Source organism: Microbacterium resistens (assembly GCF_021172025.1).
GTDB lineage: Bacteria > Actinomycetota > Actinomycetes > Actinomycetales > Microbacteriaceae > Microbacterium > Microbacterium resistens.
On the sequence record NZ_CP082781.1, the window covers coordinates 1365044 to 1387933 of the forward strand.

Sequence of the window (22890 nt, forward strand, 5' to 3'; positions counted from 1 at the left end):
GGAGGAGGCGACGATGCGACGACCCGCGTCCTCCGCCCTCCCCGCCGCGTCCTTCTCCCGGCGCACGCTACTGCGCGGTGCGGTCGCGGGGGCGACGGCGGCGGCCCTCGCCGGGTGCGCTCCGCTCGGACCCCAGGAGATCGACTCCCCTGCACGGCGGATCCTCGTTCCCGCCGCCGTCGGAGGCGGCTACGACCTCACTGCGCGCACGGCCGCGAAGATCCTGCTCACGGAGGGCATCGTCGCCCCGTTGCCCGACGTGTTCAACGTCCCCGGCGGAGGCGGTGTCCCGGGCCTCGTCCGGACGATCGCCGCCGCGGGCGAGGAGCATCTGGCGCTCGCGATGGGGCTCGGGATCGTCGGAGCGGCGTGGGCCTCGGGGATGACGGACGAGCTCGCCGCGCTCACCCCGCTGGCCCAGGTCGCCACCGAGCCGGGGGTCGTCCTCGTGCCCCCGGACTCGCCCTTCCGCACGCTCGACGCGGCGTTGGCGGCCTGGCGCGCCGACCCGGCGGGGCTGCGGGTCAGCACCGGCTCCTCCCCCGGGGGCCCCGATCACCTCCTCGTGGTGCAGGTGGCCAGGGCCGCCGGCGTGGACCCCTCCGCGATCCGCCTCTCCGCCGCCAGCGGTGGCGGAGAGCTGCTCTCCCGCCTGCTCACGGGCGAGGCGGACCTGGCGTTCGGCGGAGCAGGAGAGCTGCGCAGGCAGCTCTCCGCGGGAGTCGTGCGGGCGGTGGCGGTCTCCTCCGCCGAGCGCGTCGCCGGGCTCGACGTCCCCACCTTGACGGAGTCGGGCATCGACGTGGTGTTCCGCAACTGGCGGGGCTTCGTCGCACCGCCCGGGATCGGGGCCGCGGCGCGCGAGCGGTGGATCGACGACCTCTCGCGCATGCGGCGCGCCCGCGCCTGGCGGGACGCCCTCGTCGAGAACGGCTGGGACGACGCGTTCGTGACCGGCGCGGCGTTCGGGGAGCGGATCCGGCAACAGCTCGGCGTCGTCGCCGCGACCCTCAGCTGAGCGCCGCGACCCCGCCTCGGGCCGACCGGCGCGGGCCCCGCGCGCCGCGGTTCACCAGCGCGTTCGCGATCCCGGCGGCGACGACCACCGCCGCGGCCACGATCGGCAGCAGCAGGGCGGTCGCGATGCCGATCTCCTGCGCGACGTTCCCCGTGACGGCCGCGCCGACCGCCTGCCCGACGATCACCGCCGACCCCAGCATCGTCATCACCGTCGCCGAACGTCCCGCGGGGCTCAGCGCGGCGCCGAAGCTGTACTGGGTCACGAGCGTGGGGCCGATCCCGATCCCCATGACGGCCAGCGCCAGGACCATTCCGGCCACGTCGGACACGGTGAGCAGGATGAGCGCTCCGCCCAGCAGGATCCCGGCGAAGACGAGCCAGCGGGCCCGCAGGGAGAACCGCGCGGGAAGGAGGACGACGCCGAGGGCCAGCACCGCCGAGCCGATGCCCATCACCCCATAGAGCAGGCCCGCGGCCTCGGGATCTCCCCGCTCGGTCATGAACGCCGTCAGAGAGGTCAGCATCGTGCCGAAGAACAGCCCGACGCCGAAGATGCCGAGGACGACGACGAGCAGACGGGGCCGGAACAGCTCCCGCGCGGAGGACGGCGCCCGCCCGTCCTCCGTCCGTTCCCGCGAGACGTGCGCGGCCGAGGGGTGCAGGGCGAAAGCCCCGACCGAGAGCACCGTGAGCGCGGCGCCGATGGCCAGCGGCGCCCAGGGCGCGATGAAGGAGGCCAGCAGCCCCACGAGGAACGGCCCGATGATGAACACCGTCTCGTCCGCCGCCGACTCGTACGCCATGGTGGACGACACCGATCGCGCTCGGCGCTCCTCGGGGACGCGCTCGCCGATGAGAGTGACCAGACGCGAACGCGACAGCGGCGCCACCTGCGGAGCCGTCGCACCGATGGCGAAGGCGCTGGCGAGAAGAAGGGCCTCGGGGACGCCGAGATACACCGCGGACACGAACAGCCCCAGCGCCGTCGGATTCGCCACCGCGAGGACGAGCAGCACCCGCCGCTGCCCGAACCGGTCGGCCGCCGCGCCGAGCAACGGGCCGAAGCAGGCGGTCCCGATCCCGACCGCCGCCGAGGTCAGTCCGCCCAGGGACAGCGAACCGCGTCCCGCCACCGCGAGGGTGAGGACGCCGACGACCATCATGGCGAAGGGCATCCTGGCCAGGAAGGCGATGACGAAATACGGCAGGCCCGCGAGCCCGAAGACGCTCGGGGGTCGGGAGTCCGCGGCGAGCGAGGAAGAGTCTGTCTGCGTGATCATGGCGTCCGTCCGGGTGCAGGGCGGACGGCGAGGACACGTCCACGACGTGGCCCTGACCGATTCGGCCCTGGATCGAGGTGGCAGAGTGCCGCCGCATCCGTCGGGGAGCCGACGGCCGGTGGATGCACAGCTGGGTCGCGAGGGACGCGACCCGACCATTCTAGCGTTCCCGACACACGCGCTCCCGGGCGGTGTGCGGTGCCCTAGGGTGAGGGGATCATTCTCCCCGTGACGAAGGCCGGACGATGACGAGTGCCCCTCCCTCCCCCTCCACAGCATCCCTGCCCCCGCGCTCGACGCGCGTCGGGGGCGCGAAGACCTCCCCCGTCCGCGACCTCCTCGCGCTGACCGCGCGCCCCGAGGTCATCTCGTTCGCCGGCGGCCTGCCCGCCCCCGAGCTGTTCGACCTCGACGGGATCCGCGCCGCGTACGACGAGGTGCTGCGCACACCCGACGTGCTGCAGTACTCCCTGTCGGAGGGGGATCCGCGACTGCGGGAGCTGGTCGCCGAGGGATACCGGGCGGACGGGCTGGAGACGAGTCCCGCGGACCTCCTCGTGACGACCGGGTCGCAGCAGGCCCTGGGGCTGCTTTCCACCGCCCTGCTGGACCCCGGCGACGTCGTCCTCGTCGAGGAGCCCTGCTATCTCGCGGCCCTGCAGACCTTCTCGCTCGCCGGGGCCCGGATCGTCAGCGTCCCCTACACCGGCGAGGAGCTGGACCTGGAGGCCCTGGACCGGCTCGCCGCCGCCCACGCGCCGCGGTTCTTCTACACCGTTCCCACCTTCCAGAACCCGACCGGCCGCACGCACGACGAGAGCGCCCGCGCCCGGATCGCCGAGATCGCGCAGCGCCACGGGTTCCGCATCGTCGAGGACGAGCCGTACCGACAGCTCCGCTACTCCGGCTCTCCCCTGCCGTCCCTGGCGGCGTACGCCCCCGAGCACGTCATCAGCCTCGGGAGCTTCTCGAAGGTGATCGCCCCGGGGCTGCGCATCGGCTGGCTGCGTGCGACTGCCGACGTGCGACCGTCCGTGACGATCGCGAAACAGGCCGCGGACCTGCACACCTCCACCATCGACCAGGCGGCGGCTGCGCACTACCTCGATTCCGGGCGCGCCGCCCCGGCCCTCGAGCGGATCCGCGCCGCCTACGCCGAACGCCGGGACGCGATGCGCGCGGCGCTGCCCGAGGCGCTTCCGCCCGGGAGCACCGCGAACAGTCCGGACGGCGGCATGTTCCTCTGGGTCCGGCTGCCGGAGGGCCGCGATGCGACCGCCGCCCTGCGGACCGCGCTCTCCCACGACGTCGCGTTCGTCCCCGGCGCTCCCTTCTTCGCCGGCCCGCCGGACGAGCGTGCGCTGCGGCTGTCGTTCACGACCTACTCCCCGGAGAAGATCCGCGAGGGCGTCCGCCGCCTCGGCAAGGCGCTCGCCGACGGGTAGCGTGGAGGGATGCGAAACTACCTCTTCGGCAGCGGACTGTTCGCGGCGGTGACGAGCGGCATCGCCCTGCTGCGGGGCTCCCGGGACACGCCGGTCACCTGGCGGGCCCTGCTCGCATGGCTCGCCTGGGGGATCTCGCTGGCGCTCGCCATCGGCGCCGTCGTCGACATGCGCCGCGACGCGCGCGGGATCCCGGTGCCCGACGACTCCCCGGTCGCCGCCACCCAGCGCAAGCGTGCGGAGAAGGCGGAGAAGATCGCCGCCAAGCAGGAGAAGAAGGCCGCCAAGCGCTGATCCCTCGGCGGGTCAGCGGGTGAGGATCAACGCCTCGCCCTGGCCGCCGCCTCCGCACAGCGCCGCCACGGCCGTCCCGGAGCCCCGGCGTGCGAGCTCGTGCGCCAGGTGGACCGCGAGTCGCGCGCCGCTCGCCCCGATCGGGTGCCCGATCGCGATCCCGCCGCCGTGGACGTTGACGACGTCATCGGACAGGCCGAGCTCGCTCTGGGAGCGCGCGACCACCGCGCCGAACGCCTCGTTGATCTCGACGAGGTCCAGGTCCTCCACCGTGATCCCCTGCTTCTCCAGCGCCTTCTCTATCGCGCGTGCCGGCTGCGCGTGCAACGAGTTGTCCGGGCCCGCCGTCTGCCCGCTCGCTCCGACCGTCGCCAGCACGGGCCATCCGTGCTCCGCGGCGTGGGCCCGGGTCGTCACGACGAGGGCCGACGCGCCGTCCGAGATCTGCGAGGAGTTGCCGGCGGTGATCGATCCCCCCTCGGCGAACGCCGGACGGAGGCCGCCGAGGGTCTCCGTCGTGGTCTCCGGACGGATGCCCTCGTCACGGGTGAGCACGAGCGGGAACCCCTTGCGCTGCGGGACGGTGACCGGGACGATCTCGGCGTCGAAGACCCCCGCCTCGGTCGCCGCGGCGGCGCGCTGGTGCGACCGTGCCGCCACGGCGTCCTGCGCCTCCCGCGTCACCTCGAAGCGGGCGTTGTGCCGTTCCGTCGACGATCCCATGCTCTCCCGGTCGTACGCGTCGGTCAGGCCGTCGTACGCCATGTGGTCCAGCACCTCCACGGAGCCGTACGCCCATCCGTCCCGCGACCCCATCAGCAGGTGCGGCGCCCGCGTCATGGACTCCATTCCCGCGGCGACGACGGTGGTCGCGTCTCCGGTGCGGATCATTCGCGCCGCATCGATCACGGCCGTGAGCCCGGAGAGGCACACCTTGTTGACGGAGTGCGACGGCACGTCCCAGCCGATGCCCGCCCCGATCGCGGCCTGGCGCGCGGCGTTCTGTCCCGATCCGGCGGCCAGCACCTGCCCGACGATGACCGCGTCGACGTCCTCCGGCGCCACCCCGCCCTGCGCGAGTGCGCCGCGGATCGCGAACGCACCGAGCTCCGGGGCGGTGAACGGGGCGAGCTGTCCCTTCAGGCGCCCCTGCGGGGTCCGCGCGGCGGCGACGATGACGACGTCGTCCGGTCCTTCTGTACGCGCTGCGGCGTCGTTCATGCGTTCTCCACTCCCTCGGCGATCACGAGCGGCGGCTCGGTCGCATCGATCACATCCTGCACCGAGACCCCGGGAGCCGTCTCCACGAGGACCAGGCCGTCCTCGGTGACGTCGATCACGGCGAGGTCCGTGATGATCCGGTCGACGACGCCCTTGCCGGTCAGCGGCAGCGAGCACTCGTCGACGATCTTGGCCGAACCGTCCCTGGCGACGTGCTCCATGAGCACGATCACCCGACCGGCTCCGTGCACGAGGTCCATCGCGCCGCCCGGCCCCTTCACCATCTTCCCCGGGATCATCCAGTTCGCCAGGTCTCCGGCCGCCGACACCTGCATCGCGCCGAGGATGGCCGCGTCGATCTTTCCCCCGCGGATCATGCCGAAGCTCATCGCCGAGTCGAAGAACGACGTCCCCGGCAGGGTCGTCACGGTCTCCTTCCCCGCGTTGATGAGATCGGGGTCCACCTCCTCCTCCGTCGGGTACGGGCCGACGCCCAGGATGCCGTTCTCCGACTGGAGGACCACCGTCACACCCTCCGGCACGTGGTTCGGCACGAGCGTCGGGAGCCCGATCCCGAGGTTCACGTAGGCGCCGTCCCGGAGCTCCCGGGCGGCGCGAGCGGCCATCTCGTCGCGGCTGAGCGCCATCTCAGGCTCCTTCCTTCGTCGTGTCGCGGACGGTGCGGCGCTCGATGCGCTTCTCGATGCCCGTCCCGACCTCGACGACGCGGTGCACGTAGATCCCGGGCAGGTGCACGGCGTCGGGGTCCAGCTCCCCGGGCTCGACGAGCTCCTCCACCTGTGCGATGCAGATCCGCCCGGCCTGCGCGGCGAGCGGGTTGAAGTTCCGCGCCGCCTTGTTGAAGACGAGATTGCCGTGACGATCGCCGCGCAGCGCGTGGACGAGGGCGTAGTCGGTGACGATGGCCTCCTCGAGCACGTAGTCGTGCTCGATGCCGGCGGGGGCGAAGCGCCGCACCTCCTTGGCGGGCGACGCGACGGCCACTCCCCCGGCGCCGTCGTACCTGCGGGGCAGCCCGCCCTCGGCGACCTGGGTGCCGACGCCGGTCTGCGTGTAGAACGCCGCGATCCCCGCTCCGCCCGCTCGGAGCTTCTCGGCGAGGGTGCCCTGCGGGGTCAGCTCCAGCTCCAGCTCGCCGGAGAGGAACTGCCGCTCGAACTCCTTGTTCTCGCCGACGTAGGACGAGGTCATCTTGCGGATGCGCCCGGCGCCGAGGAGGATACCCAGGCCCCAGTCGTCGACGCCGCAGTTGTTGCTGACGATGCTGAGGTCGCGGGTCCCGCGCGCGTGCAGCGCCTCGATGAGCGCCATGGGGTTCCCGGAGAGGCCGAAGCCGCCGACCGCCAGCGACGCACCGTCCGGGATGTCCGCGACGGCCTCCGCGGCGGAGGCCCAGCTCTTGTCGATCACGCCGCACTCCTTCGTCGGTATCCCTCCACCGTGCGCGTCGCGACGAGCACCCGACAAGCGGATGATTGCCATGTGGACCCGCGTGTCGATACCGTCCATATCGTGGAACGCAACGACGCATCCCGTCGCACGGTGCCCGGAACCCAGGCGGTCGCCCGCGCGGCGGGCCTGCTGCGCCTCGTCTCGGCCTCCGCAGAGGGGGCCTCCCTGCAGGAGCTCTCCCGCGCCGCCGGACTCAGCCGCCCGACCGCTCACCGGCTGCTCTCCGCCCTCCGCGCGGAGGGGCTCGTCGACCAGGACGCCGAGACGGCGCGCTGGATGCCCGGCCCGGAGCTCTATCTCATGGGAACGGTGGCCGCGGCCCGGTACGACGTGACCGAGCTCGCCCGCGACATCGTCCGGTCGCTGGCGGTGAAGACGGAGGAGAGCGCCTTCCTCTCGGTGCGCCGCGCCGACGAGACGGTGTGCCTCCTGCGCGAGGAGGGGTCGTTCCCGATCCGCTCCTTCGTGCTCAGCGAGGGCGTGCGCTTCCCCCTCGGCGTCGCCAGTGCCGGGCTCGCGATCCTCGCCTTCCTCCCGGACCACGATGTGGATGCCTACCTGGACCGCCACCCGGAGCTGCCCGAGCGGTGGGGCCGCGCGCACGGCGCGGGTCCGCTGCGGGCCCGCCTGGCCGAGACCAAGGCGCGCGGATACGCCGTCAATCCCGGTCTCATCGTCGAGGGCAGCTGGGGCATGGGCGCCGCGGTGTTCGACCGGGACGGCCGCGCCGAGTGGGCGCTGAGCCTCACCGGCGTGGAGTTCCGCTTCGGCCCGGATCGGCTCCCCTCCCTCGGACGCACCCTCCTCGCACACGCCCACCAGCTCTCGTCGCGCCTCGCCGCCGCCCGGCGTTGACCTCTCATGGGCCCGGACTCCGGCCCATTTACATACCAGTTGATATATACTTGCGGCATGAATCGCGCCGAGATCATCCCGTCGATCGTCTTCTCCGCGCACGCGCTCACCCGCATCGCGGCCCACGCGACCGGCAACGAGGCGCCCGCCGCGCAGTGGCGCGCGCTGAGCCTGCTGGACGCCCAGGGCCCCCTCCGCGTCGGTGAGCTCGCGCGGGCGAGCCGGACGACCCAACCCGGGATCACCCGCCTGATCGGGCAGCTCGAACAGGACGGTCTCGTGACGCGCTCCCCCGATCCGGAGGACTCGCGGGCGACGGTCGTGACGGTCACCGAGGCCGGACGGGACGCGGTCCGCTCCTGGCGCCGCCAGATCCAGGAGGCGCTCGAGCCACGGTTCTCCGACCTCGACGACGACGACTGGGCGGTCCTCGCCCGCGCCGCCGCCCTCCTGCACAGTCGCACCGTCTCGGAAAGGACCCCCCGTTGAGCAGTTCCCCCTCCTCCGCACCGACCTCCATCTGGCGTCAGCCCGCCCAGGTGTGGGCCGTCGCCTTCGCCTGCGTGGTCGCCTTCATGGGCATCGGCCTCGTGGATCCGATCCTCCCCGCGATCGCCGACGCGCTGCAGGCCTCGCCGGTCCAGACCGAGCTGCTCTTCACCAGCTATCTGCTCGTGACCGGTCTCGCGATGCTCGTGACGAGCTGGATCTCCAGCCGGATCGGGGCCAAGTCCACGCTGCTCGTCGGGCTCGGCCTGATCGTGGTGTTCGCGCTGCTGTGCGCCGTCAGCGGGAGCGTCGACGCCGTCATCGGCTTCCGCGCCGGGTGGGGCTTGGGCAACGCGCTGTTCATCTCCACCGCGCTCGCCACGATCGTCGGCGCCGCCAGCGGCGGCAGCAGCGCCGCGATCGTCCTGTACGAGGCCGCCCTCGGCCTCGGGATCGCCGTGGGCCCGCTGCTGGGCGGACTGCTCGGCGAGCAGAGCTGGCGCGGGCCGTTCTTCGGCGTCGTCGCGCTCATGGCGATCGCCTTCATCGCGGTGCTCGTGCTCCTGCGGGGACCGGGTGAGAAGCGCGCCCCCGTCCCGTTCTCGGCGCCGTTCACGGCGCTGCGTCGCCCCGCCCTCGCCGTCCTCGCCGTGGCCGCCCTGTTCTACAACATCGGCTTCTTCGTGCTGCTCGCCTTCTCGCCGTTCCCGCTGGGCTTCGGGGCGATGGGCATCGGACTCACGTTCTTCGGTTGGGGCGTCGCCCTGGCGATCACGAGCGTATGGCTCGCGCCGCTGCTCCTGCGCCGCATGCCGCTGACGAGAATCATCCTCGTCGTCCTCCCGCTGCTGGCGGTGGATCTGATCGCGGCGGGGCTGCTGGTCTCGTCCCCCGCCGCTCTGGTGGTCTGCATCGTCGTCGGCGGTCTACTGCTGGGAGTCATGAACACCGTGCTCACCGAGGCGGTCATGGAGGCGACGGATCTCCCCCGCGCGGTCGCGTCGTCCGCCTACTCCGCGGTGCGGTTCCTCGGCGGCGCCGCGGCCCCTCCGCTGGCCGCGCTGCTGTGGCACGCGTTCTCCGCCACCGTGCCGTACCTCTTCGCGGCCCTCTCGGTGCTGGTCGCCGCCCTCGTCGTGCTCCTCGGGCGCCGAGCGTTGCGCCACATCGACCGCGGATCGCACGACGCCGCCGAGGACGCGGAGGCGATCCTCGTCGGCGACGCGGCCTGAGCCGCCCCACCGGCCCGGCACTGTCCGTGGAGACCTCTACCCTGGAAGCATGCTGATCGGTCTCATCCGCCCCGTCGAAACCCGTACCGCCACCGTGCAGGGCCACGAACTGGACGAGATCCAGGACCTGCTCGCCGCCCAGACCCCCGAGGGCTGGGAACTGGCGTCCGCTCCCGTCACCATGGCGAAGAAGGACACGGTCCTGACCGCCGAGGGGCTCATCGTGCGCCGCGACGGCCTTCAGGAGATCGAGGCGGAGGACCTGGCCGCGCTCGAGGCGAAGGTGCCCGCCGGTCACATGCTGATCTCCGTGCGCGAGGCCTGACGCGGCTCCCGGTCACTCGACCTCGAGGTCCTCGACCTCCAGATCGTCGTCGAGCTGACAGCGGATCGCCGAGCCTGGATACTGCTCCGGCGCGACGTAGAGCAGCGCCATCGCTCCATCGTCGAACACCACCACGCCGTCGAGCGAGATGTCGGCGGCGAGTTCGGCCTCGCGATCCACGGAATCCTCGTCGTCGCCGTAAGCGGCGGCGGTCAGCTCGGCCACCACGTCGTGCTCGCGGGCGTCGAGGACCTCCTCCGTCAGCCGGGCGAGCGCGTGACGGACGGTCTCCTGCATCCGCGCGAGGTCCGGATCGGCCGGCTCGCGCTCGTCGTCGTCCGCCTCGTCGTCGTCGTCGACGTCCAGGTCCTCCTCGTCATCGACGGCGAACTCCACGGTCACGTGCCGGTCCCCGGGGAGCACGGCCGTCGCGGTCAGCGTGCCGTCCTCGTCGGCGTCCACGTCTTCGAGATCGATCATTTCGCCTCCTCGCGATGCCATGATCGCACCGCCGCCGCGCTCGCGGAAGTGCCCGCGAGGAGGATTCGGACGAGGCCGCTCAGCGTGCGAGGAAGCGGGCCTCCACGGTCGCCGCGACGACGATGTCCTCGGCCTGGAACTGCATCCCGGCATCGCCCGCCGGTGCCGCGAAGGCCGCCGCGGCGCGCAGCGCTCCGCGCTCCTGCACGACCGGCGTCGGCCGGGACGAGATCATGCCCGTGTCGGCCACCTCGATCGGCTCCACCCGTTCGTAGCCCAGGGCCGTCGCATAGGCGGTCGCCCGGGACACGGCCACGCCGACCGCCTCCGCCGCCACTTCCTGCTCCACCCGTCGACGGGTCTGCGGCGTCAGCTTCCAGACCGTCGCTCCGATCGTCACACCTTCCCCGACGGAGACCTCCGTCACCCAGACGGACATCTCGGAGAGGTCGGAGAACGTGGCCGTGAACTCCACCGTCGCGTGGTAGACCGGGGCGAGGCGCTTGCCTTCGCTGTTCCACGGGCGCTCCGCACGGACCCCCATGCGCGTGCTGGACCACTCGGCGATCGCGCCGCTCTCCTCTCGGGCCGCGATCCCGTCGCGGACGGGAGCCGCGAGCGCCAGGGCACGCTCGACGACGTCCTCCCGGTGCGGGCCCTCGATCGTCACGGAGAGGTGCACGGTGGCCTGCTCGGGGGCGATGCGGACCTCGTGCTCGCCGCGCACGGTAATGGTGAGTTCGCTCATGCGGCGACTCTACGTCAGACGCCGTCATGAGAGGAGCCGAGGATTCCCCGGGCCCGGTTCGCCGTGACAACATACCGGTATGCGACGAACGACAGCGATGACGGGAATCGGCCTTCTCGTCGCGACGGCAGCCGTGGGCACCGCCCTCTCCGCCTCCGCCGCGACCACCACGTCCTGGGCGTCCTGGGACCCGCTGGAGGGCGGGCCCGGCGCGTACACGGGCGCCGTGACGATCGCCGACCAGCCCCCGCTGCGGGCGACGCTCGACTCGAACTCGCGCGGCGGCGTGGGCGTGTTCTCCGGCGGCAGCACGTGGCTCTCCGCGGACACGCCGGTCGGCCAGAAGTACGGCAGCAGCCGAGACCAGCCATATCTCAACCTCCGCCCCCAGGCGGACGGCCCGACCACCCCTTCGGTCACCACCTATACGTTCGACACCCCGGCTCCCGGCGCCGGATGGGCCTTCGTGCTCGGCGACATCGATGCGGACCAGGTGCAGATCTCGGCCGAGGGACCCGACGGCCAGGCGCTGACCTCGGACGAGCTCGGATACCGCGATTCGTTCAACTACTGCGACCCGGCGCTGTCCGGGAAGCCGTCCTGCACGGGCGACCCCGCGGACGTCCCCTCATGGGACCCGACGACCGCGACCCTGACCGGCAACGCGGACGCGAACGACACGGCCGGAGCCGCGGCCTGGTTCGAGCCGAATGCGCCGATCTCCTCTCTCACCTTCACATTCACCCAACGGTCCGGCTTCCCCGTGTACCAGACGTGGTTCGCGGCGTTGAGCCGGGACATCGCCGGCACTGTGTCCGACGCCGACAGCGGCGAGCCGGTCGCCGACGTGACGATCCGTCTGCTCGGCCCGGACGGGGCCGTCATCGGGGAGACCACGACCGGCCAGGACGGCACCTACCTCTTCCCGGAGAACCTCGCCTCCGACGGGTACACGGTCGAGATCGTCCCGCCGCCCGGTCGCGTGGCCGACGTCCCCCGGCGTGCCGTGGACCTCTCGGAGTCCGACGGCGTCGCCGACTTCACCCTGGGGGATCCCGCATCCGTGACGGTGCCGGTCTCGGGCACCGTGACCGACGAGGACGGCAACCCGGTGCCCGGCGCCGTCGTGACGCTCGACGACGGCACCACGGCGACGACCGGCGACGACGGCGCCTATGTCTTCTCGGAGGTCGGCCCCGGGGAGCACCGCGTCACGATCACGCCGCCGGACGGCTACACCCCGATCCGCGTGCCCGAGCCCTTCACCGTGCCGGAGCAGGATGCGCGGCCGATTCAGGACGTCGACTTCGTCCTGCAGTCCCCCTCCTCGATCTCCGGCTCCGTCGTGATCGACGGCGACGGGGTCGCCGAGGTCGTCGTCGACGTCGAGGGGCCGGTCGACCCGGATCCGGTCGTGACGGACTCGGAGGGCCGCTTCGAGGTGCCGGGCCTGGTCCCCGGCGACTACCTCGTGACGATCGATCCGCCGGCCGGTTACGTGGTCGACGGTGAGCCCACCCGTGAGGTGACGATCATCGACGGCGACGTCACGGGGATCTCGTTCGACGTCGTCCCCGCGCCGGGACCGACGCCCACCCCGACGCCTTCGCCGACCCCTTCGCCCACGCCGGGACCGACGACCTCGCCGTCGCCGACCGTCTCGCCGACTCCCGCCCCGGCGCCCGGCGGCGCGCTGCCCGCCACGGGCGCGGACCCGGCGGCGCCCCTGGCGATCGGCGGGCTCCTCCTGCTCCTCGGCACCGTCGCGCTCGTCGCCGTCCGCCGCCGACGGGCCTGACCGGGACGCATCCGTCGCCCGCGGAATGGCGTGGGCGGCGGATGCGTTGTAGTCTGTGATGCTCGGGTGCTTCGGCGCCCCTGACAACTCCACAGCGCGACAGCGGCTCCTTCGAGAGAAGGACCACGGGGCTGATCGGTTTCGACAGCGCCTGTGAATCCACGAGAAGCGGGCCGAGGATGCAGGGTTATCTCGTGAACGCTCCCTGCAAAACAATAAGTGCCAATGCAAAGCGCACTGACTTCGCCCTCGCTGCGTAAGCGAGCCCGATAGTCCGTCAGACCGTATGTGATCCCGGTACGGATTCTGGCGTCATCTAGGGATCTTGCTGTGCGGTGGCGTCCGGACGCCGCACGGGACTCTTCCCGGACTGGGCCTGTCGACTTAGGTGTCTGTGACAAAGGTCGGGGCCGAGCAGAACGTCTGCACAGACTGCGCCCGGAGAAGGCGTGGAGACTCAGCGTTGGACGGGGGTTCGATTCCCCCCAGCTCCACCAGCCGCTGTCGCTGTGGAAGGCCCCTCGGTCCCGTGCATACGGGCCGAGGGGCTTTTTCATATCCGGGCGGCCCCGGCGCTCACTCCGCGATGCGCTCCAGCGAGGCCCGGAGCGAGGTCGCGCGTTCGGGCACCCGAGGCAGTGCCGCAGACGCCAGCCGACGGGAGAGCTCGTCCTCCCCCGCCATCCGGGCCACCCGCGCCCACGTGAGCATGGTGGCGGGGTGCGGAAGGGTCGTGAGCGCCTCGCGGGCGGCGTCGAGGAACGTGTCCGGATACGCCGCGTACGGGCGAAAGAACGCCTCCGACTGCCGCGGCCACTCGGAAACGAGGAAGGCGACGGACTCCCGCGCCTCCTCGTCCGTCGCGCCCCACGCGAACTCGGCGTCGTCCGCGTTCCGGAATCCGGAGACGATCCCACCGCGCCAGGCGCAGTCGTGGTCCCGGAAGCGTTCGATCTCGGGCGCCTCTGCGCCGGCCACTCCGCCGAGGCCGAGCAGATGCGCGCCGAGGTTCACCTGGAACAGGTGCCGTCGAGGCTGGTGCTGGAGGTCCACGACGTGGACCACGCCGCCGTCGAGGACGCGCCTGGCCACATCGCCCTTGCGGGTGAACCCCTCGGCGGCGAGGAGGGGGAAGAACTGCGCGCGCAGATGCGCGTTGACGGTCGTCCGGTCCATGTCGTCACGCTATCGGTTCGGGCGTCGCGCCACCGTGCGGCGAGGAGAGGGACGCTGGGGGCACGAAGGACCCGACGACGATCGTCAGGTCGTCGAAGGGCTTGCCGCGGAACGTGCCGCGTTCGCGCAGACGCTCCTCCCCCGTGCGGATCTCGGCGGCGAGCTCTTCGAGCTCGCCCGACGCGGCGCGGGCCGCGAAGGAGGCGAGATCATGCGCTCCCACCAGTTGGAAGCCTCGCGTGCCGCCGTCGGACGCGGCGAGCACGGCAGCCGCTCCCCCGTCGCCGATCCGGCGTCGACCGGTCAGCGCCTCCCCGGCCGCGGCCGGGTCGGCCTGGGCGCACCAGAAGCCGCCCCGCACGTTCCGGGTCTCCTCCAGGGCGCGGAACCGCGTCGACCAGACCTCCTCGGGCGTCGGCGGGCGAGGCCCCGCCGTCTGAGCCAGGATCTCGGCCGTGCGACGCGTCACGGCCTCCTCGATGCGTCGGTCCGTGATCTCCTCAACACCTCCGTCCGCATGCAGGACCACGATCGAGGCATCGCACAGCACGAGGTGCTCCACGTCGTCGTCGTCGACGCGCCAGGCGGCGACCGTGGCGCTCGGCGATCCCCCGATCAGCGAGCAGCCGTCGCCGTGCGAGGCGGTCACGATGCGGATCGCCTCGGCGAGCGCGTCCGTCATCGCGACCCGGCGGTCCTCCAGGAGCTCGCCGAAGGCCGCCGCGAGGCTGCGGGCGTACCAGGCGACGCTGTGCACGCAGCCCCGGCGGACCGAGGCGTCCAGTCCCGCTCCGTCGACGACGACCCCGATGCCCGGGCGCAGGACGACCGCGTCCTCGTTCTCCCGATCCGGCCCCGCGGGCCACGACACCGCGAACATGCGCGGCGCCCCTCGTCGTGCGCTCACCCGGCGTCGGCGCTGCGTCCGCCCGCCTCCAGCACGTCGCCGGCCGGGCGCTCCTGATGTCCCCCGAACTGCAGCCGCATCGCAGAGAGCACCTGGTTCGCGAACTGGTCCTCGCCGCGCGACGCGAAGCGGCCGAACAGCGCCGCGGACAGGACCGGGGCGGGAACCCCCACGTCCACCGCCGCCTTCACGGTCCATCGGCCCTCTCCGGAGTCCGAGACCCGCCCGGCCAGCCCGTCCAGCGTCGGATTCTCGTGCAACGCCGCGGCGGTCAGGTCCAGCAGCCAGGAGGAGATCACCGAGCCGCGACGCCACAGTTCCGTGACCTTCGCGGTGTCGATCGGGAACTGGTAGAACTCCGGCTGCTCCAGCGGCGCGACCTCGGCGGAATGCTCCGCCTCGCGGACGCCCGCGTCGGCGTTGTGCAGGAGGTTCAGCCCCTCGGCGAGCGCCGCCATGGCGCCGTACTCGATGCCGTTGTGCACCATCTTCACGAAATGGCCCGCGCCGGACGGCCCGCAGTGCAGGTAGCCGAGCTCCTCCGGGGCCAGCTCGCCCTCGCGCCCGGGTGTGCGCTCCACGTCTCCGGCGCCGGGGGCGACCGTGCGCAGGATCGGCTCGATCAGCGTGACCGCCTCCTCCGGACCGCCGACCATGAGGCAGTAGCCTCGCTCCAGGCCGAACACCCCGCCGCTCGTGCCGATGTCCACGTAGTGCAGGCCGCGCGGGCGCAGCGCCTCGGCGCGGCGGACGTCGTCGTGATAGTTGGAGTTCCCGCCGTCGATGATGACGTCTCCCGGCTCCAGCACCGCCGCCACCTCGTCGACCACCTGGCCCGTGATCCCCGCCGGGATCATCACCCACACGACGCGGGGGCCGTCGAGCTGCGTCGCCAGGTCCGCGATGCTCTCGGCCCCGACCGCTCCCTCGGCGACGAGCTCGGCGACTGCCGCCGGGTTGACGTCGTACACCACGCATTCGTGCCCGTCGCGCAGCAGCCGCCGCACGATGTTCGCACCCATTCGGCCGAGTCCCACCATGGCCAGTCGCATCACGGTCCTCCTTGTCGTCGCTCCGCCCGGCGCCGCCCGCCGGACGGTCTCAGCGTGGTGCCTCGATCAGCACCAGTCCCTGCCGCGTGTCCGAGAACGTCACCCAGCCGTCGCCGAAGAGGTAGGTCGATCCGTAGCCGTCCGCGTCCTTCTCGAACGCGAAGTCCGGGTCGATGGTGATGTAGACACCGCGGTCGCTGTCCTCACGGATCCACCCCTGTTCGACGAGCTGGTGTTGAAGCGTCGCCGCGCGCTCGGCGTCGATCGGCGCCCATCCGTACATCTGCCCGCGGTCGGATGCGTGGGTGAAGTCCGCCCAGAGGCAGAGGAGGCCGTCGGGGACCACCTCCGGCCCGACCGAGAACTCGCGCTGTTCCGAGGTCCAGCCGAGCTTCTTCAGCGCATCGACGGTCGTGGCCGAGATCAGGGTGTCGCACGTGGGCGGTCCGGTCGGCTGATCGGACGGGGTCGCGGATCCGGCCGTGTCCTCGGACGGCGAGGAGGGCGCCCCGCTTCCCGTGCCCGCGCCCGAGGCGGAGGGGCTGCAGGCGCTCAGCATCGCCATCATCCCGACCGCGAGAACGGCCGGGAGGAGTCTGCGCGGCGCCCGCGCCGTCATGCGGTGTCCGCCGGTGCCGACGGAGGCCCGCCGAGCAGGCCCAGGAAAGCGTCGTGCAGGCGCCCGTTGGTGGCGAGCGCGGAGCGTCCGGACAGGGTCTTCCGCCCGTCGAACGCCGTCGCGCGGCCTCCCGCCTCCGCGACGATGGCGAAGGCGGCGGCGATATCGTACTCCTTCACGTCGAACTCGGCCACCATGTCGATGCGTCCCTCGGCGAGCAGCATGTAGGAGAAGACGTCTCCGTACGCGCGGTCCCGCCAGACGCGGCGGCTCAGCGCCACCAGGTCGTCGAGATGGCCGGCCTCGTCCCACTGGGCGATGCTCTGGAAGCTCACGCTCGCCTCGTCGAGGGAGGAGACGTCCGAGACGTGGATCCGGCGAGGCTCGGCCTCCGTGCCCGTCCACGCGCCGAGGCCCGCGCCGGCCCACCACCGACGCCCGAGGGCGGGCATGCTCACCACGCCGACGAGCGGCTTGTGGTCCACGGCGAGGGCGATCATCGTGCCCCACAGCGGAACGCCGCGCAGGAAGTTGGCGGTACCGTCGATCGGATCGATGATCCACTGGCGGTGCGTTCCGCCCTCTGCTCCGTACTCCTCGCCGAAGATGCCGTCCTCGGGACGCTCGGCCTGGAGGATGGCACGGATCGCGCGCTCCGTCGCCAGATCCGCGTCGGTGACGTGGGAGTGGTCCGCCTTGAGCGACACCGTCAGATCGGCCGCGTCGAAGCGCGGGAGCGACTGGGCGTCGGCGGCGTCGGCGAGGCGGAGGGCGAGCTCGAGGTCACCCCGGAAGTCGGTGGCAGCGGGGGTTTCAGACACGTCCTCAGAATACCCGCCGGGTCGGACCCGGCTCGATTTCGCGTCCTACGGATCCCCTGCTAGTGTTGTTCCTCGGCCGGGGAACACCGGCCACGCACCTCTAGCTCAATCGGCAGAGCAACTGACTCTTAATCAGTGGGTTCTGGGTTCGAGTCCCAGGGGGTGCACCACACCAACGACGGAAGGCCTGCTCGGGCGTGAATCCCGAGCAGGCCTTCCGTCGTTTCGGGCACGGGGACCGACGCCGGTCCGTCGTTCCCCGGGCGCGGGACGCTAGGCGGCGACGGTGTGCACGCTGAGGAACACCACGATCCATAGTGCGGTTCCCAGCGCGAGCGGGATCACGGTCACGAACCGGCGTCCCGTCCCTGGCCATCGGAGAGCCGCAGCCGTGAACACGACCAGCAGCACACTTCCGGCCATACCAGCGACCGTCGTCGGCCAACCGGTCTGAACACTGACCGTTCCGCCGCCGGCGCGATCCCATTCGCAGAGGATCCCAGCAGGAACGGCCGTCAACGATGCCTGACGCAGGGCATTGTCTATCGACGCCACGTCATCCGGCGCAGGGACATAAAAGCAACTCCCTACGACATTATCGCCACGATCGACGTATTGGCTTCCGGCCATGACGAGAACCGGAAACACGCACAGAACCGCGGCGAGGAAGAGAAGCCACCAGGTGGACCTTCGCGAGGCGCGCGGTACTGTGCGTGTCATGGTCGCGACACCCTAGCAGGCGGCCTGAACCGCCGCGTCGTCGCCGTCGTTCGACTCCCGCGGTGGTACCCGCCGACGGGTGCGGCCGCCACACGCTGACGGCGAAACGCCCGCCTGCGAGGGTGAGTCCGGATCGGGTTTGAACCTGCTGGCCGGGTCGGCCAGGATGATCTGATGCCCGAGGCCGCCCGCTCCGTCACGCTCCGACCCGCTCACGGACCCGCGGAATATCCGCAGCTCACCGAGATCTGGCGGAGCGCGGTCCGCGCCACGCACGACTTCCTCGAGGATGCGGACTTCGCCCGCATCGAGAGCAACCTCGCCTCCGTCTACTTTCCGGCCGTCGAGCTCATCGTCGCCGACCGGAGCGGCACCACGGTGGGGTTCGCCGGCGTCGCGGAGGGCAGCCTCGAGATGCTGTTCGTCTCCGACGACGCACGAGGCACAGGAATCGGCAGCCTCCTCCTCACCGAGGCCATCGCCCACCACGGCGTCATCAGGGTCGACGTGAATGAGCAGAACACCAGCGGCCGTGGCTTCTACCTCAGCCGGGGGTTCGTTCAGGTGGGCCGTAGCGAGCTGGACGGGGACGGCCGACCCTACCCGATCCTCCACCTCGCCCTCCCCGCATGACCGCGATCATCGGCACGAACTGCGAAGCGGGACGCTGACCACGAACGGCGCGGCGAGCGGCTACGGTGACCCCATGCCCACTTCGGATCCGATGACGACAGCCCCGGCCGCGAAAGAGAACCCGCCGTTCTGCGAGCTCCATGTGCACATCGAGGGAACCCTGGAGCCGGCGACGATCTTCGAGCTGGCCCGGGCGAAGGGGCTCACTCTGCCGTACGCCTCCGAGGAGGAGCTCCAGCAGGCCTATCGGTTCACGGATCTGCAGTCCTTCCTCGACCTGTACTACGACAACATGCGGGTGCTCCAGACGGAAGACGATTTCTTCACGCTGGGCGCGGCATACCTCCGCCGCGCCCACGCCGGCGGCGTGGTCCACGCGGAGATGTTCGTCGACCCGCAGGCGCACGCGAAGCGCGGGATCCCCGAGGCGGTGGTCCTCGCGGGACTCCATCGGGCGATCGCGGAGGTCGGCGGCCAGACCGGCATCACCGCGTCGATCATCGTCTGCGTCCTCCGGGACGACCCGGTGGAGGACGCCGCCCGCATGCTGGATCGCGTCCTCGACACCGGCTTCGCGGTCACCGGTCTCGGACTCGACTCGGCCGAGGTCGGATACCCGCCGTCGCTCTTCGCCGGCGTGTTCGACCGCGCCAGGGACGCCGGGCTGCGGCTCGTCGCACACGCGGGAGAGGAAGGACCGGCCGACTACGTCTGGGAGGCCCTGGACATCCTCGGCGTCGAGCGCATCGACCACGGGAACCGCGCGCTGGAGGACCCCTCGCTGGTCGCACGGCTCGCCGCCGACCGCGTCCCGCTGACGATGTGCCCGTTCTCCAACACCCGCCTCCGGGTGATCCGGGAGCTGTCCGACTTCCCCCTCCGGCGGGCGCTCGACGCGGGGCTCCAGGTCACGATCAACTCCGACGACCCGGCGTATTTCGGTGGCTACCTGGACGACAACCTGCGGGCGCTGGCCCGCACGTTCTCGCTGACCGCGGACGAGCTCGCGGAGCTCGCGCGCACCAGCGTGCGCGCGAGCTTCCTGAGCACCGATCAGAAGCGCCGCCTCGGCGCCTGACCCGCGTCAGACGGCGAACGGAGCCAGTTCCGCGGCCAGACGCTCCGACACGTGGGCGTGGATCGCCGTCCCCGCCTCCTCGTGCTCGGCCGAGACGAGCAGGCCCGTCTCATGCACGGCGGCCACGAGATCGCCGCGGTCGTACGGGACCACCGCGCGGATCTCCACCGCCGGCTTCGGCAGGGTCTCGTCGATCGTCGCCCGCAACTCCTCGATCCCCTCGCCGGTCCGAGACGACACGAAGTGCGCCCCCGGGACGAGGCCCCGCAGCACGAGCCGCTCGTCGTCGTCCAGCAGATCGGCCTTGTTGAAGACCACGATCTCCGGCAGGTCGCGCGCGCCGACGTCGCCCATCACGTCGCGGACGGTCTGGAGCTGACCGGCGGGGTCCGGGTGGGACCCGTCGACCACGTGGACGATGACGTCGGAGTCCGCGACCTCTTCGAGCGTGGATCGGAACGCCTCCACCAGCTGGTGCGGGAGGTTCCGGACGAACCCGACCGTGTCCGTCAGCGTGTAGACGCGGCCGTCGGCCGTCTCCGTCCGCCGGACCGTGGCGTCGAGCGTCGCGAACAGGGCGTTCTCGACGAGGACGCCCGCGCTCGTGAGCGCGTTCAGCAGGCTCGACTTGCCGGCGTTCGTGTACCCGGCGATGGCGACCGACGGGATCGTGTTGCGCTTGCGCTCCGCGCGCTTGGCCTCGCGAGCGGGAGCGAAGTCGCGGATCTGCTTGCGCAGGATCGCCATCCTCGTCCGGATGCGGCGGCGGTCCAGCTCGATCTTCGTCTCACCGGGTCCGCGCGACCCCATCCCGGCACCGCCGGCGCCGACCTGTCCACCCGCCTGGCGGCTCATGGACTCGCCCCAGCCGCGCAGCCGCGGAAGCATGTACTCCATCTGGGCGAGCTCGACCTGGGCCTTGCCCTCTCGGCTCTTCGCGTGCTGACTGAAGATGTCCAGGATCACCGTCGTGCGGTCGATCACCTTGACCTTCACGACGTCCTCCAGCGCGCGGCGCTGGCTGGGGGCGAGCTCGGTGTCGGCGATGACCGTGTCGGCGCCGAGCGCCGCGACGATGTCACGGAGCTCCTGCGCCTTTCCCCGCCCGAGGTAGGTCGCGGGATCCGGGTGCGGGCGGCGCTGGAGCACGCCGTCGAGGACGACGGCACCGGCGGTCTCCGCCAGCGCCGCGAGCTCGCGCAGCGAGTTCTCCGCGTCCTCCTGCGCGCCCTGAGGGTACACGCCCACCAGGACCACGTTCTCCAGGCGGAGCTGTCGGTACTCGACCTCGGTGACGTCTTCGAGCTCGGTGGACAGCCCGGCGACGCGCCGCAGCGCATGCCGGTCCTCGAGGTCCCACTGCTCGCCGTCCGCAGAGGAGTACGTCGCCGTCGCCTCGTCCTGCAGCGCCTGCGCGGCGCCGAAGACCCGCGGCTGCGTGCGCTGCTCCCCCGCTTTGAGGACGCGCTCGATCGCGTCGTCGTGATCGTCGTTCGTCGTGGACTGCGTCATCCGCACCTTTCTGTCGCTCTCCGCACCGGAAGAGCGCCTTAACCTTAGCCCCGGCTCTCCGCTACGCTCACCGTATGGGGTCCGACCACTACTTCACTGCGGCCCCCGCAAGCCCTGAGAACCTGCGTCGGATCCGGGTCACGCTTGCGGGCCGTGAACTCGAACTCACCACCGCCTCCGGGGTCTTCAGCCCCGATCATGTGGACGCCGGGACGTCCGTGCTGCTCGCGAACACCCCGCCTCCCCCGCCCGGCGGCAACCTCCTCGATCTCGGCTGCGGATGGGGTCCGATCAGCATCTCTCTCGCGCTGAGCGCCCCGCACGCGACGATCTGGGCCGTCGACGTCAACGAGCGCGCCCTGGATCTCGTACGCCGCAACGCCGCCGAACTGGGACTCGATAACGTCAACGCCGTCACGCCCGACGATGTTCCCGACGACGTCGTCTTCCGCACCATCCGCTCCAACCCTCCGATCCGGGTCGGCAAGAACGAGCTGCACGGACTCCTGGAGCGCTGGATCCCACGGCTGGACGAGCGCAGCGACGGCTGGTTCGTGGTCAGCCGGAACCTGGGATCGGACTCCCTGCAGCGATGGCTCGGCGCGACCTTCTCCCCCGGTTACAGCGTGTACCGCGCCGCCACGGGCCGCGGCTTCCGCGTCCTCAAGGTGCGCCGCCACGGCACGCCTCCCACCGAGGGCATCCCGGTCATCTGACCTTCACCGGGACGAGCAGCGTCAGGCGAGGTCGATCTCGCCCTGGAACACGATCTGCGCCGGACCGGACAACGCGACGTGCTCGCCGTCCTCCGCGGGGAACATCCGCACGCCGAGGACCCCGCCGGGGACCTCGACCCGCCAGGCGTCCGGTGCCGCGGACCCGGCCCAATACCGCACCGCGAGCGCGGTCGCCGCGACACCGGTCCCGCAGCTCAGCGTCTCTCCCACGCCTCGTTCGAACACCCGCATCCGGACGCGTCCGACACCGTCCTGGACGAGGGGGTCCGCCGGGACGACGAACTCCACGTTCGCCCCGGCCTCGGGGGCAGGCGCCAGCTCCGGCGACCGGGTCAGATCGAGCCCGTCGAGCTCCTCCTCCGAGGCGAGGGCGACGACGACGTGCGGGTTCCCCACGTCGATCCCCTGCCCCGGCCGGGGAACGCCGAGGCCGTGGGCACGAGCGAGCGGTTCACCGCCTGCGAGACGCCAGCGCCCCAGATCCACCTGATAACCGGTCTCGCTGCGCATCACGTCGCGCACGCCCGCACGGGTCCCGATCGGCAGCGTCGCGCCGTGCTCCAGCTCGGCGAGGCCGGAGCCCAGCAGGTAGTGCGCGAAGACGCGGACGCCGTTCCCGCACATCTCGGCGATGGAGCCATCGGCATTGCGGTAGTCCATGAACCACTCCGCCGCGGGCTCCTCCGCGAGAGCCGCCGCCCCCTCGGGGAGCGCGCGCGAGCGCACCACGCGCAGCAGCCCGTCCGCACCGATGCCGAAGTGCCGGTCGCACAGCGCGGCGACCTGCTCCGGCGAGAGGTCGAGCTCTCCGTCCGGGTCGGCGATGATGACGAAGTCGTTCCCGGTGCCGTGACCCTTGGCGAATGCGACCATCGCCCCAGTCTACGGGCCGGTCCTGCACCGCCATCCGCTCAGGGTGGATCAGCCCACGGCGGATCCGGGGCCGTGCCGATCCGCGACGCCGCAGGCTGGTCG

Annotated in this window: 25 protein-coding genes, 1 tRNA gene and 1 other RNA gene; 13 read left to right on the forward strand and 14 right to left on the reverse strand. The window is 71.8% G+C overall.

Features of this window, described 5'->3' with window-relative positions; genetic code table 11:
• The first annotated feature begins 13 nt into the window (after positions 1 to 13).
• Positions 14 to 1018, forward strand: a complete 1005-nt coding sequence (locus K8F61_RS06635) for a tripartite tricarboxylate transporter substrate binding protein (protein WP_067245715.1) — start codon at positions 14 to 16, stop codon at positions 1016 to 1018.
• Here the strand turns inward: K8F61_RS06635 and K8F61_RS06640 are convergent.
• Entirely contained in the window at positions 1011 to 2300 is a 1290-nt protein-coding gene (locus tag K8F61_RS06640) for an MFS transporter (RefSeq protein ID WP_231821113.1), read from the reverse strand. The two genes, K8F61_RS06635 and K8F61_RS06640, sit on opposite strands and share 8 nt — an antisense overlap.
• Before the next feature lie 245 nt (positions 2301 to 2545).
• Here K8F61_RS06640 and K8F61_RS06645 point away from each other — a divergent pair, with 245 nt between their 5' ends.
• A complete protein-coding gene (locus K8F61_RS06645) occupies positions 2546 to 3745 on the forward strand; it encodes an aminotransferase-like domain-containing protein (protein ID WP_067243546.1) in 1200 nt (399 codons plus the stop codon).
• A gap of 9 nt (positions 3746 to 3754) precedes the next feature.
• Complete coding sequence (locus tag K8F61_RS06650) at positions 3755 to 4039, forward strand: hypothetical protein (protein ID WP_067243547.1); 285 nt, start codon at positions 3755 to 3757, stop codon at positions 4037 to 4039.
• 12 nt (positions 4040 to 4051) lie between these two features.
• On the opposite strand, the gene K8F61_RS06655 is transcribed toward K8F61_RS06650, so the two are convergent.
• The 3 genes from K8F61_RS06655 to K8F61_RS06665 are packed head-to-tail and all read right to left on the reverse strand — an operon-like array spanning position 4052 to position 6691.
• A complete protein-coding gene (locus K8F61_RS06655; protein WP_231821114.1) occupies positions 4052 to 5260 on the reverse strand; it encodes an acetyl-CoA C-acetyltransferase in 1209 nt (402 codons plus the stop codon).
• The gene (locus tag K8F61_RS06660) at positions 5257 to 5907 is read right to left on the reverse strand and encodes a CoA transferase subunit B (RefSeq protein WP_174522510.1); all 651 of its coding nucleotides are present in this window, start codon (positions 5905 to 5907) and stop codon (positions 5257 to 5259) included. The genes K8F61_RS06655 and K8F61_RS06660 overlap by 4 nt, the downstream gene beginning before the upstream one ends.
• A 1-nt stretch (position 5908) precedes the next feature.
• Positions 5909 to 6691: a CoA transferase subunit A gene (locus tag K8F61_RS06665; RefSeq protein WP_231821115.1), complete on the reverse strand. Its 783-nt coding sequence runs from the start codon at positions 6689 to 6691 to the stop codon at positions 5909 to 5911.
• 102 nt (positions 6692 to 6793) lie between these two features.
• On the opposite strand from K8F61_RS06665, the gene K8F61_RS06670 reads away from it, so the two are divergent.
• Genes K8F61_RS06670 through K8F61_RS06685 form a run of 4 tightly spaced genes read left to right on the forward strand, consistent with a single transcriptional unit; the run spans position 6794 to position 9634 of the window.
• Entirely contained in the window at positions 6794 to 7588 is a 795-nt protein-coding gene (locus tag K8F61_RS06670; RefSeq protein WP_231821116.1) for an IclR family transcriptional regulator, read from the forward strand.
• Between the two features lie 57 nt (positions 7589 to 7645).
• On the forward strand, positions 7646 to 8077 hold the full coding sequence (locus K8F61_RS06675) for a MarR family winged helix-turn-helix transcriptional regulator (RefSeq protein ID WP_067243550.1): 432 nt from the start codon (positions 7646 to 7648) through the stop codon (positions 8075 to 8077).
• Positions 8074 to 9309, forward strand: a complete 1236-nt coding sequence (locus tag K8F61_RS06680) for an MFS transporter (protein ID WP_231821117.1) — start codon at positions 8074 to 8076, stop codon at positions 9307 to 9309. The genes K8F61_RS06675 and K8F61_RS06680 overlap by 4 nt, the downstream gene beginning before the upstream one ends.
• Positions 9310 to 9358: 49 nt before the next feature.
• Positions 9359 to 9634, forward strand: a complete 276-nt coding sequence (locus tag K8F61_RS06685) for a hypothetical protein (protein WP_067243552.1) — start codon at positions 9359 to 9361, stop codon at positions 9632 to 9634.
• Between the two features lie 12 nt (positions 9635 to 9646).
• On the opposite strand, the gene K8F61_RS06690 is transcribed toward K8F61_RS06685, so the two are convergent.
• Together K8F61_RS06690 and K8F61_RS06695 are read right to left on the reverse strand one after the other, a co-directional pair.
• On the reverse strand, positions 9647 to 10114 hold the full coding sequence (locus K8F61_RS06690; RefSeq protein ID WP_231821118.1) for a hypothetical protein: 468 nt from the start codon (positions 10112 to 10114) through the stop codon (positions 9647 to 9649).
• Positions 10115 to 10193: 79 nt separating this feature from the next.
• Positions 10194 to 10862, reverse strand: a complete 669-nt coding sequence (locus tag K8F61_RS06695; protein WP_219085576.1) for an SIMPL domain-containing protein — start codon at positions 10860 to 10862, stop codon at positions 10194 to 10196.
• A gap of 97 nt (positions 10863 to 10959) precedes the next feature.
• Here K8F61_RS06695 and K8F61_RS06700 point away from each other — a divergent pair, with 97 nt between their 5' ends.
• Together K8F61_RS06700 and ssrA are read left to right on the forward strand one after the other, a co-directional pair.
• Complete coding sequence (locus K8F61_RS06700; protein ID WP_231821119.1) at positions 10960 to 12660, forward strand: MSCRAMM family protein; 1701 nt, start codon at positions 10960 to 10962, stop codon at positions 12658 to 12660.
• A 127-nt stretch (positions 12661 to 12787) separates the two neighbouring features.
• Positions 12788 to 13157: a transfer-messenger RNA gene (ssrA, locus tag K8F61_RS06705) on the forward strand.
• A gap of 79 nt (positions 13158 to 13236) precedes the next feature.
• On the opposite strand, the gene K8F61_RS06710 is transcribed toward ssrA, so the two are convergent.
• From K8F61_RS06710 to K8F61_RS06730, 5 genes are read right to left on the reverse strand one after another with little or no spacing between them, the layout of a single operon-like run.
• The gene (locus K8F61_RS06710) at positions 13237 to 13836 is read right to left on the reverse strand and encodes a DUF4304 domain-containing protein (RefSeq protein WP_231821120.1); all 600 of its coding nucleotides are present in this window, start codon (positions 13834 to 13836) and stop codon (positions 13237 to 13239) included.
• A 4-nt stretch (positions 13837 to 13840) separates the two neighbouring features.
• Positions 13841 to 14716, reverse strand: a complete 876-nt coding sequence (locus K8F61_RS06715) for a protein phosphatase 2C domain-containing protein (RefSeq protein WP_231821121.1) — start codon at positions 14714 to 14716, stop codon at positions 13841 to 13843.
• Between the two features lie 23 nt (positions 14717 to 14739).
• On the reverse strand, positions 14740 to 15795 hold the full coding sequence (gene gnd / locus K8F61_RS06720; RefSeq protein WP_219085580.1) for a phosphogluconate dehydrogenase (NAD(+)-dependent, decarboxylating): 1056 nt from the start codon (positions 15793 to 15795) through the stop codon (positions 14740 to 14742).
• 49 nt (positions 15796 to 15844) lie between these two features.
• A complete protein-coding gene (locus tag K8F61_RS06725; RefSeq protein ID WP_231821122.1) occupies positions 15845 to 16414 on the reverse strand; it encodes a hypothetical protein in 570 nt (189 codons plus the stop codon).
• Positions 16411 to 17235, reverse strand: a complete 825-nt coding sequence (locus K8F61_RS06730; RefSeq protein ID WP_067243561.1) for an inositol monophosphatase family protein — start codon at positions 17233 to 17235, stop codon at positions 16411 to 16413. The genes K8F61_RS06725 and K8F61_RS06730 overlap by 4 nt, the downstream gene beginning before the upstream one ends.
• 94 nt (positions 17236 to 17329) lie before the next feature.
• Here K8F61_RS06730 and K8F61_RS06735 point away from each other — a divergent pair.
• Positions 17330 to 17405, forward strand: a tRNA-Lys gene (locus K8F61_RS06735).
• Positions 17406 to 17508: 103 nt separating this feature from the next.
• Here K8F61_RS06735 and K8F61_RS06740 read toward each other — a convergent pair.
• Entirely contained in the window at positions 17509 to 17658 is a 150-nt protein-coding gene (locus tag K8F61_RS06740) for a hypothetical protein (protein ID WP_231821123.1), read from the reverse strand.
• Between the two features lie 471 nt (positions 17659 to 18129).
• On the opposite strand from K8F61_RS06740, the gene K8F61_RS06745 reads away from it, so the two are divergent.
• The gene (locus K8F61_RS06745) at positions 18130 to 18588 is read left to right on the forward strand and encodes a GNAT family N-acetyltransferase (RefSeq protein WP_231821124.1); all 459 of its coding nucleotides are present in this window, start codon (positions 18130 to 18132) and stop codon (positions 18586 to 18588) included.
• A 73-nt stretch (positions 18589 to 18661) separates the two neighbouring features.
• Complete coding sequence (locus K8F61_RS06750) at positions 18662 to 19666, forward strand: adenosine deaminase (protein ID WP_231821125.1); 1005 nt, start codon at positions 18662 to 18664, stop codon at positions 19664 to 19666.
• Positions 19667 to 19672: 6 nt separating this feature from the next.
• On the opposite strand, the gene hflX is transcribed toward K8F61_RS06750, so the two are convergent.
• Positions 19673 to 21178 (reverse strand): GTPase HflX, encoded by a 1506-nt coding sequence (hflX, locus tag K8F61_RS06755; RefSeq protein ID WP_231821126.1) that lies wholly within the window; start codon positions 21176 to 21178, stop codon positions 19673 to 19675.
• Positions 21179 to 21252: 74 nt separating this feature from the next.
• On the opposite strand from hflX, the gene K8F61_RS06760 reads away from it, so the two are divergent.
• A complete protein-coding gene (locus tag K8F61_RS06760; protein WP_231821127.1) occupies positions 21253 to 21894 on the forward strand; it encodes a class I SAM-dependent methyltransferase in 642 nt (213 codons plus the stop codon).
• A gap of 21 nt (positions 21895 to 21915) precedes the next feature.
• On the opposite strand, the gene dapF is transcribed toward K8F61_RS06760, so the two are convergent.
• Positions 21916 to 22788: a diaminopimelate epimerase gene (dapF, locus tag K8F61_RS06765; protein WP_231821128.1), complete on the reverse strand. Its 873-nt coding sequence runs from the start codon at positions 22786 to 22788 to the stop codon at positions 21916 to 21918.
• Positions 22789 to 22890: the final 102 nt, after the last annotated feature.

Excerpts from the sequence above, each read along its gene's own strand:
- K8F61_RS06635 (WP_067245715.1), top strand. The coding sequence starts at position 14 with ATGCGACGACCCGCGTCCTCCGCCCTCCCCGCCGCGTCCTTCTCCCGG.
- K8F61_RS06640 (WP_231821113.1), bottom strand. The coding sequence starts at position 2,300 with ATGATCACGCAGACAGACTCTTCCTCGCTCGCCGCGGACTCCCGACCC.
- K8F61_RS06645 (WP_067243546.1), top strand. The coding sequence starts at position 2,546 with ATGACGAGTGCCCCTCCCTCCCCCTCCACAGCATCCCTGCCCCCGCGC.
- K8F61_RS06650 (WP_067243547.1), top strand. The coding sequence starts at position 3,755 with ATGCGAAACTACCTCTTCGGCAGCGGACTGTTCGCGGCGGTGACGAGC.
- K8F61_RS06655 (WP_231821114.1), bottom strand. The coding sequence starts at position 5,260 with ATGAACGACGCCGCAGCGCGTACAGAAGGACCGGACGACGTCGTCATC.
- K8F61_RS06660 (WP_174522510.1), bottom strand. The coding sequence starts at position 5,907 with ATGGCGCTCAGCCGCGACGAGATGGCCGCTCGCGCCGCCCGGGAGCTC.
- K8F61_RS06675 (WP_067243550.1), top strand. The coding sequence starts at position 7,646 with ATGAATCGCGCCGAGATCATCCCGTCGATCGTCTTCTCCGCGCACGCG.
- K8F61_RS06685 (WP_067243552.1), top strand. The coding sequence starts at position 9,359 with ATGCTGATCGGTCTCATCCGCCCCGTCGAAACCCGTACCGCCACCGTG.
- K8F61_RS06690 (WP_231821118.1), bottom strand. The coding sequence starts at position 10,114 with ATGATCGATCTCGAAGACGTGGACGCCGACGAGGACGGCACGCTGACC.
- K8F61_RS06695 (WP_219085576.1), bottom strand. The coding sequence starts at position 10,862 with ATGAGCGAACTCACCATTACCGTGCGCGGCGAGCACGAGGTCCGCATC.
- K8F61_RS06700 (WP_231821119.1), top strand. The coding sequence starts at position 10,960 with ATGACGGGAATCGGCCTTCTCGTCGCGACGGCAGCCGTGGGCACCGCC.
- K8F61_RS06710 (WP_231821120.1), bottom strand. The coding sequence starts at position 13,836 with ATGGACCGGACGACCGTCAACGCGCATCTGCGCGCGCAGTTCTTCCCC.
- K8F61_RS06715 (WP_231821121.1), bottom strand. The coding sequence starts at position 14,716 with ATGTTCGCGGTGTCGTGGCCCGCGGGGCCGGATCGGGAGAACGAGGAC.
- gnd (WP_219085580.1), bottom strand. The coding sequence starts at position 15,795 with ATGCGACTGGCCATGGTGGGACTCGGCCGAATGGGTGCGAACATCGTG.
- K8F61_RS06725 (WP_231821122.1), bottom strand. The coding sequence starts at position 16,414 with ATGACGGCGCGGGCGCCGCGCAGACTCCTCCCGGCCGTTCTCGCGGTC.
- K8F61_RS06740 (WP_231821123.1), bottom strand. The coding sequence starts at position 17,658 with ATGGCCGGAAGTGTGCTGCTGGTCGTGTTCACGGCTGCGGCTCTCCGA.
- K8F61_RS06745 (WP_231821124.1), top strand. The coding sequence starts at position 18,130 with ATGCCCGAGGCCGCCCGCTCCGTCACGCTCCGACCCGCTCACGGACCC.
- K8F61_RS06750 (WP_231821125.1), top strand. The coding sequence starts at position 18,662 with ATGCCCACTTCGGATCCGATGACGACAGCCCCGGCCGCGAAAGAGAAC.
- hflX (WP_231821126.1), bottom strand. The coding sequence starts at position 21,178 with ATGACGCAGTCCACGACGAACGACGATCACGACGACGCGATCGAGCGC.
- K8F61_RS06760 (WP_231821127.1), top strand. The coding sequence starts at position 21,253 with ATGGGGTCCGACCACTACTTCACTGCGGCCCCCGCAAGCCCTGAGAAC.
- dapF (WP_231821128.1), bottom strand. The coding sequence starts at position 22,788 with ATGGTCGCATTCGCCAAGGGTCACGGCACCGGGAACGACTTCGTCATC.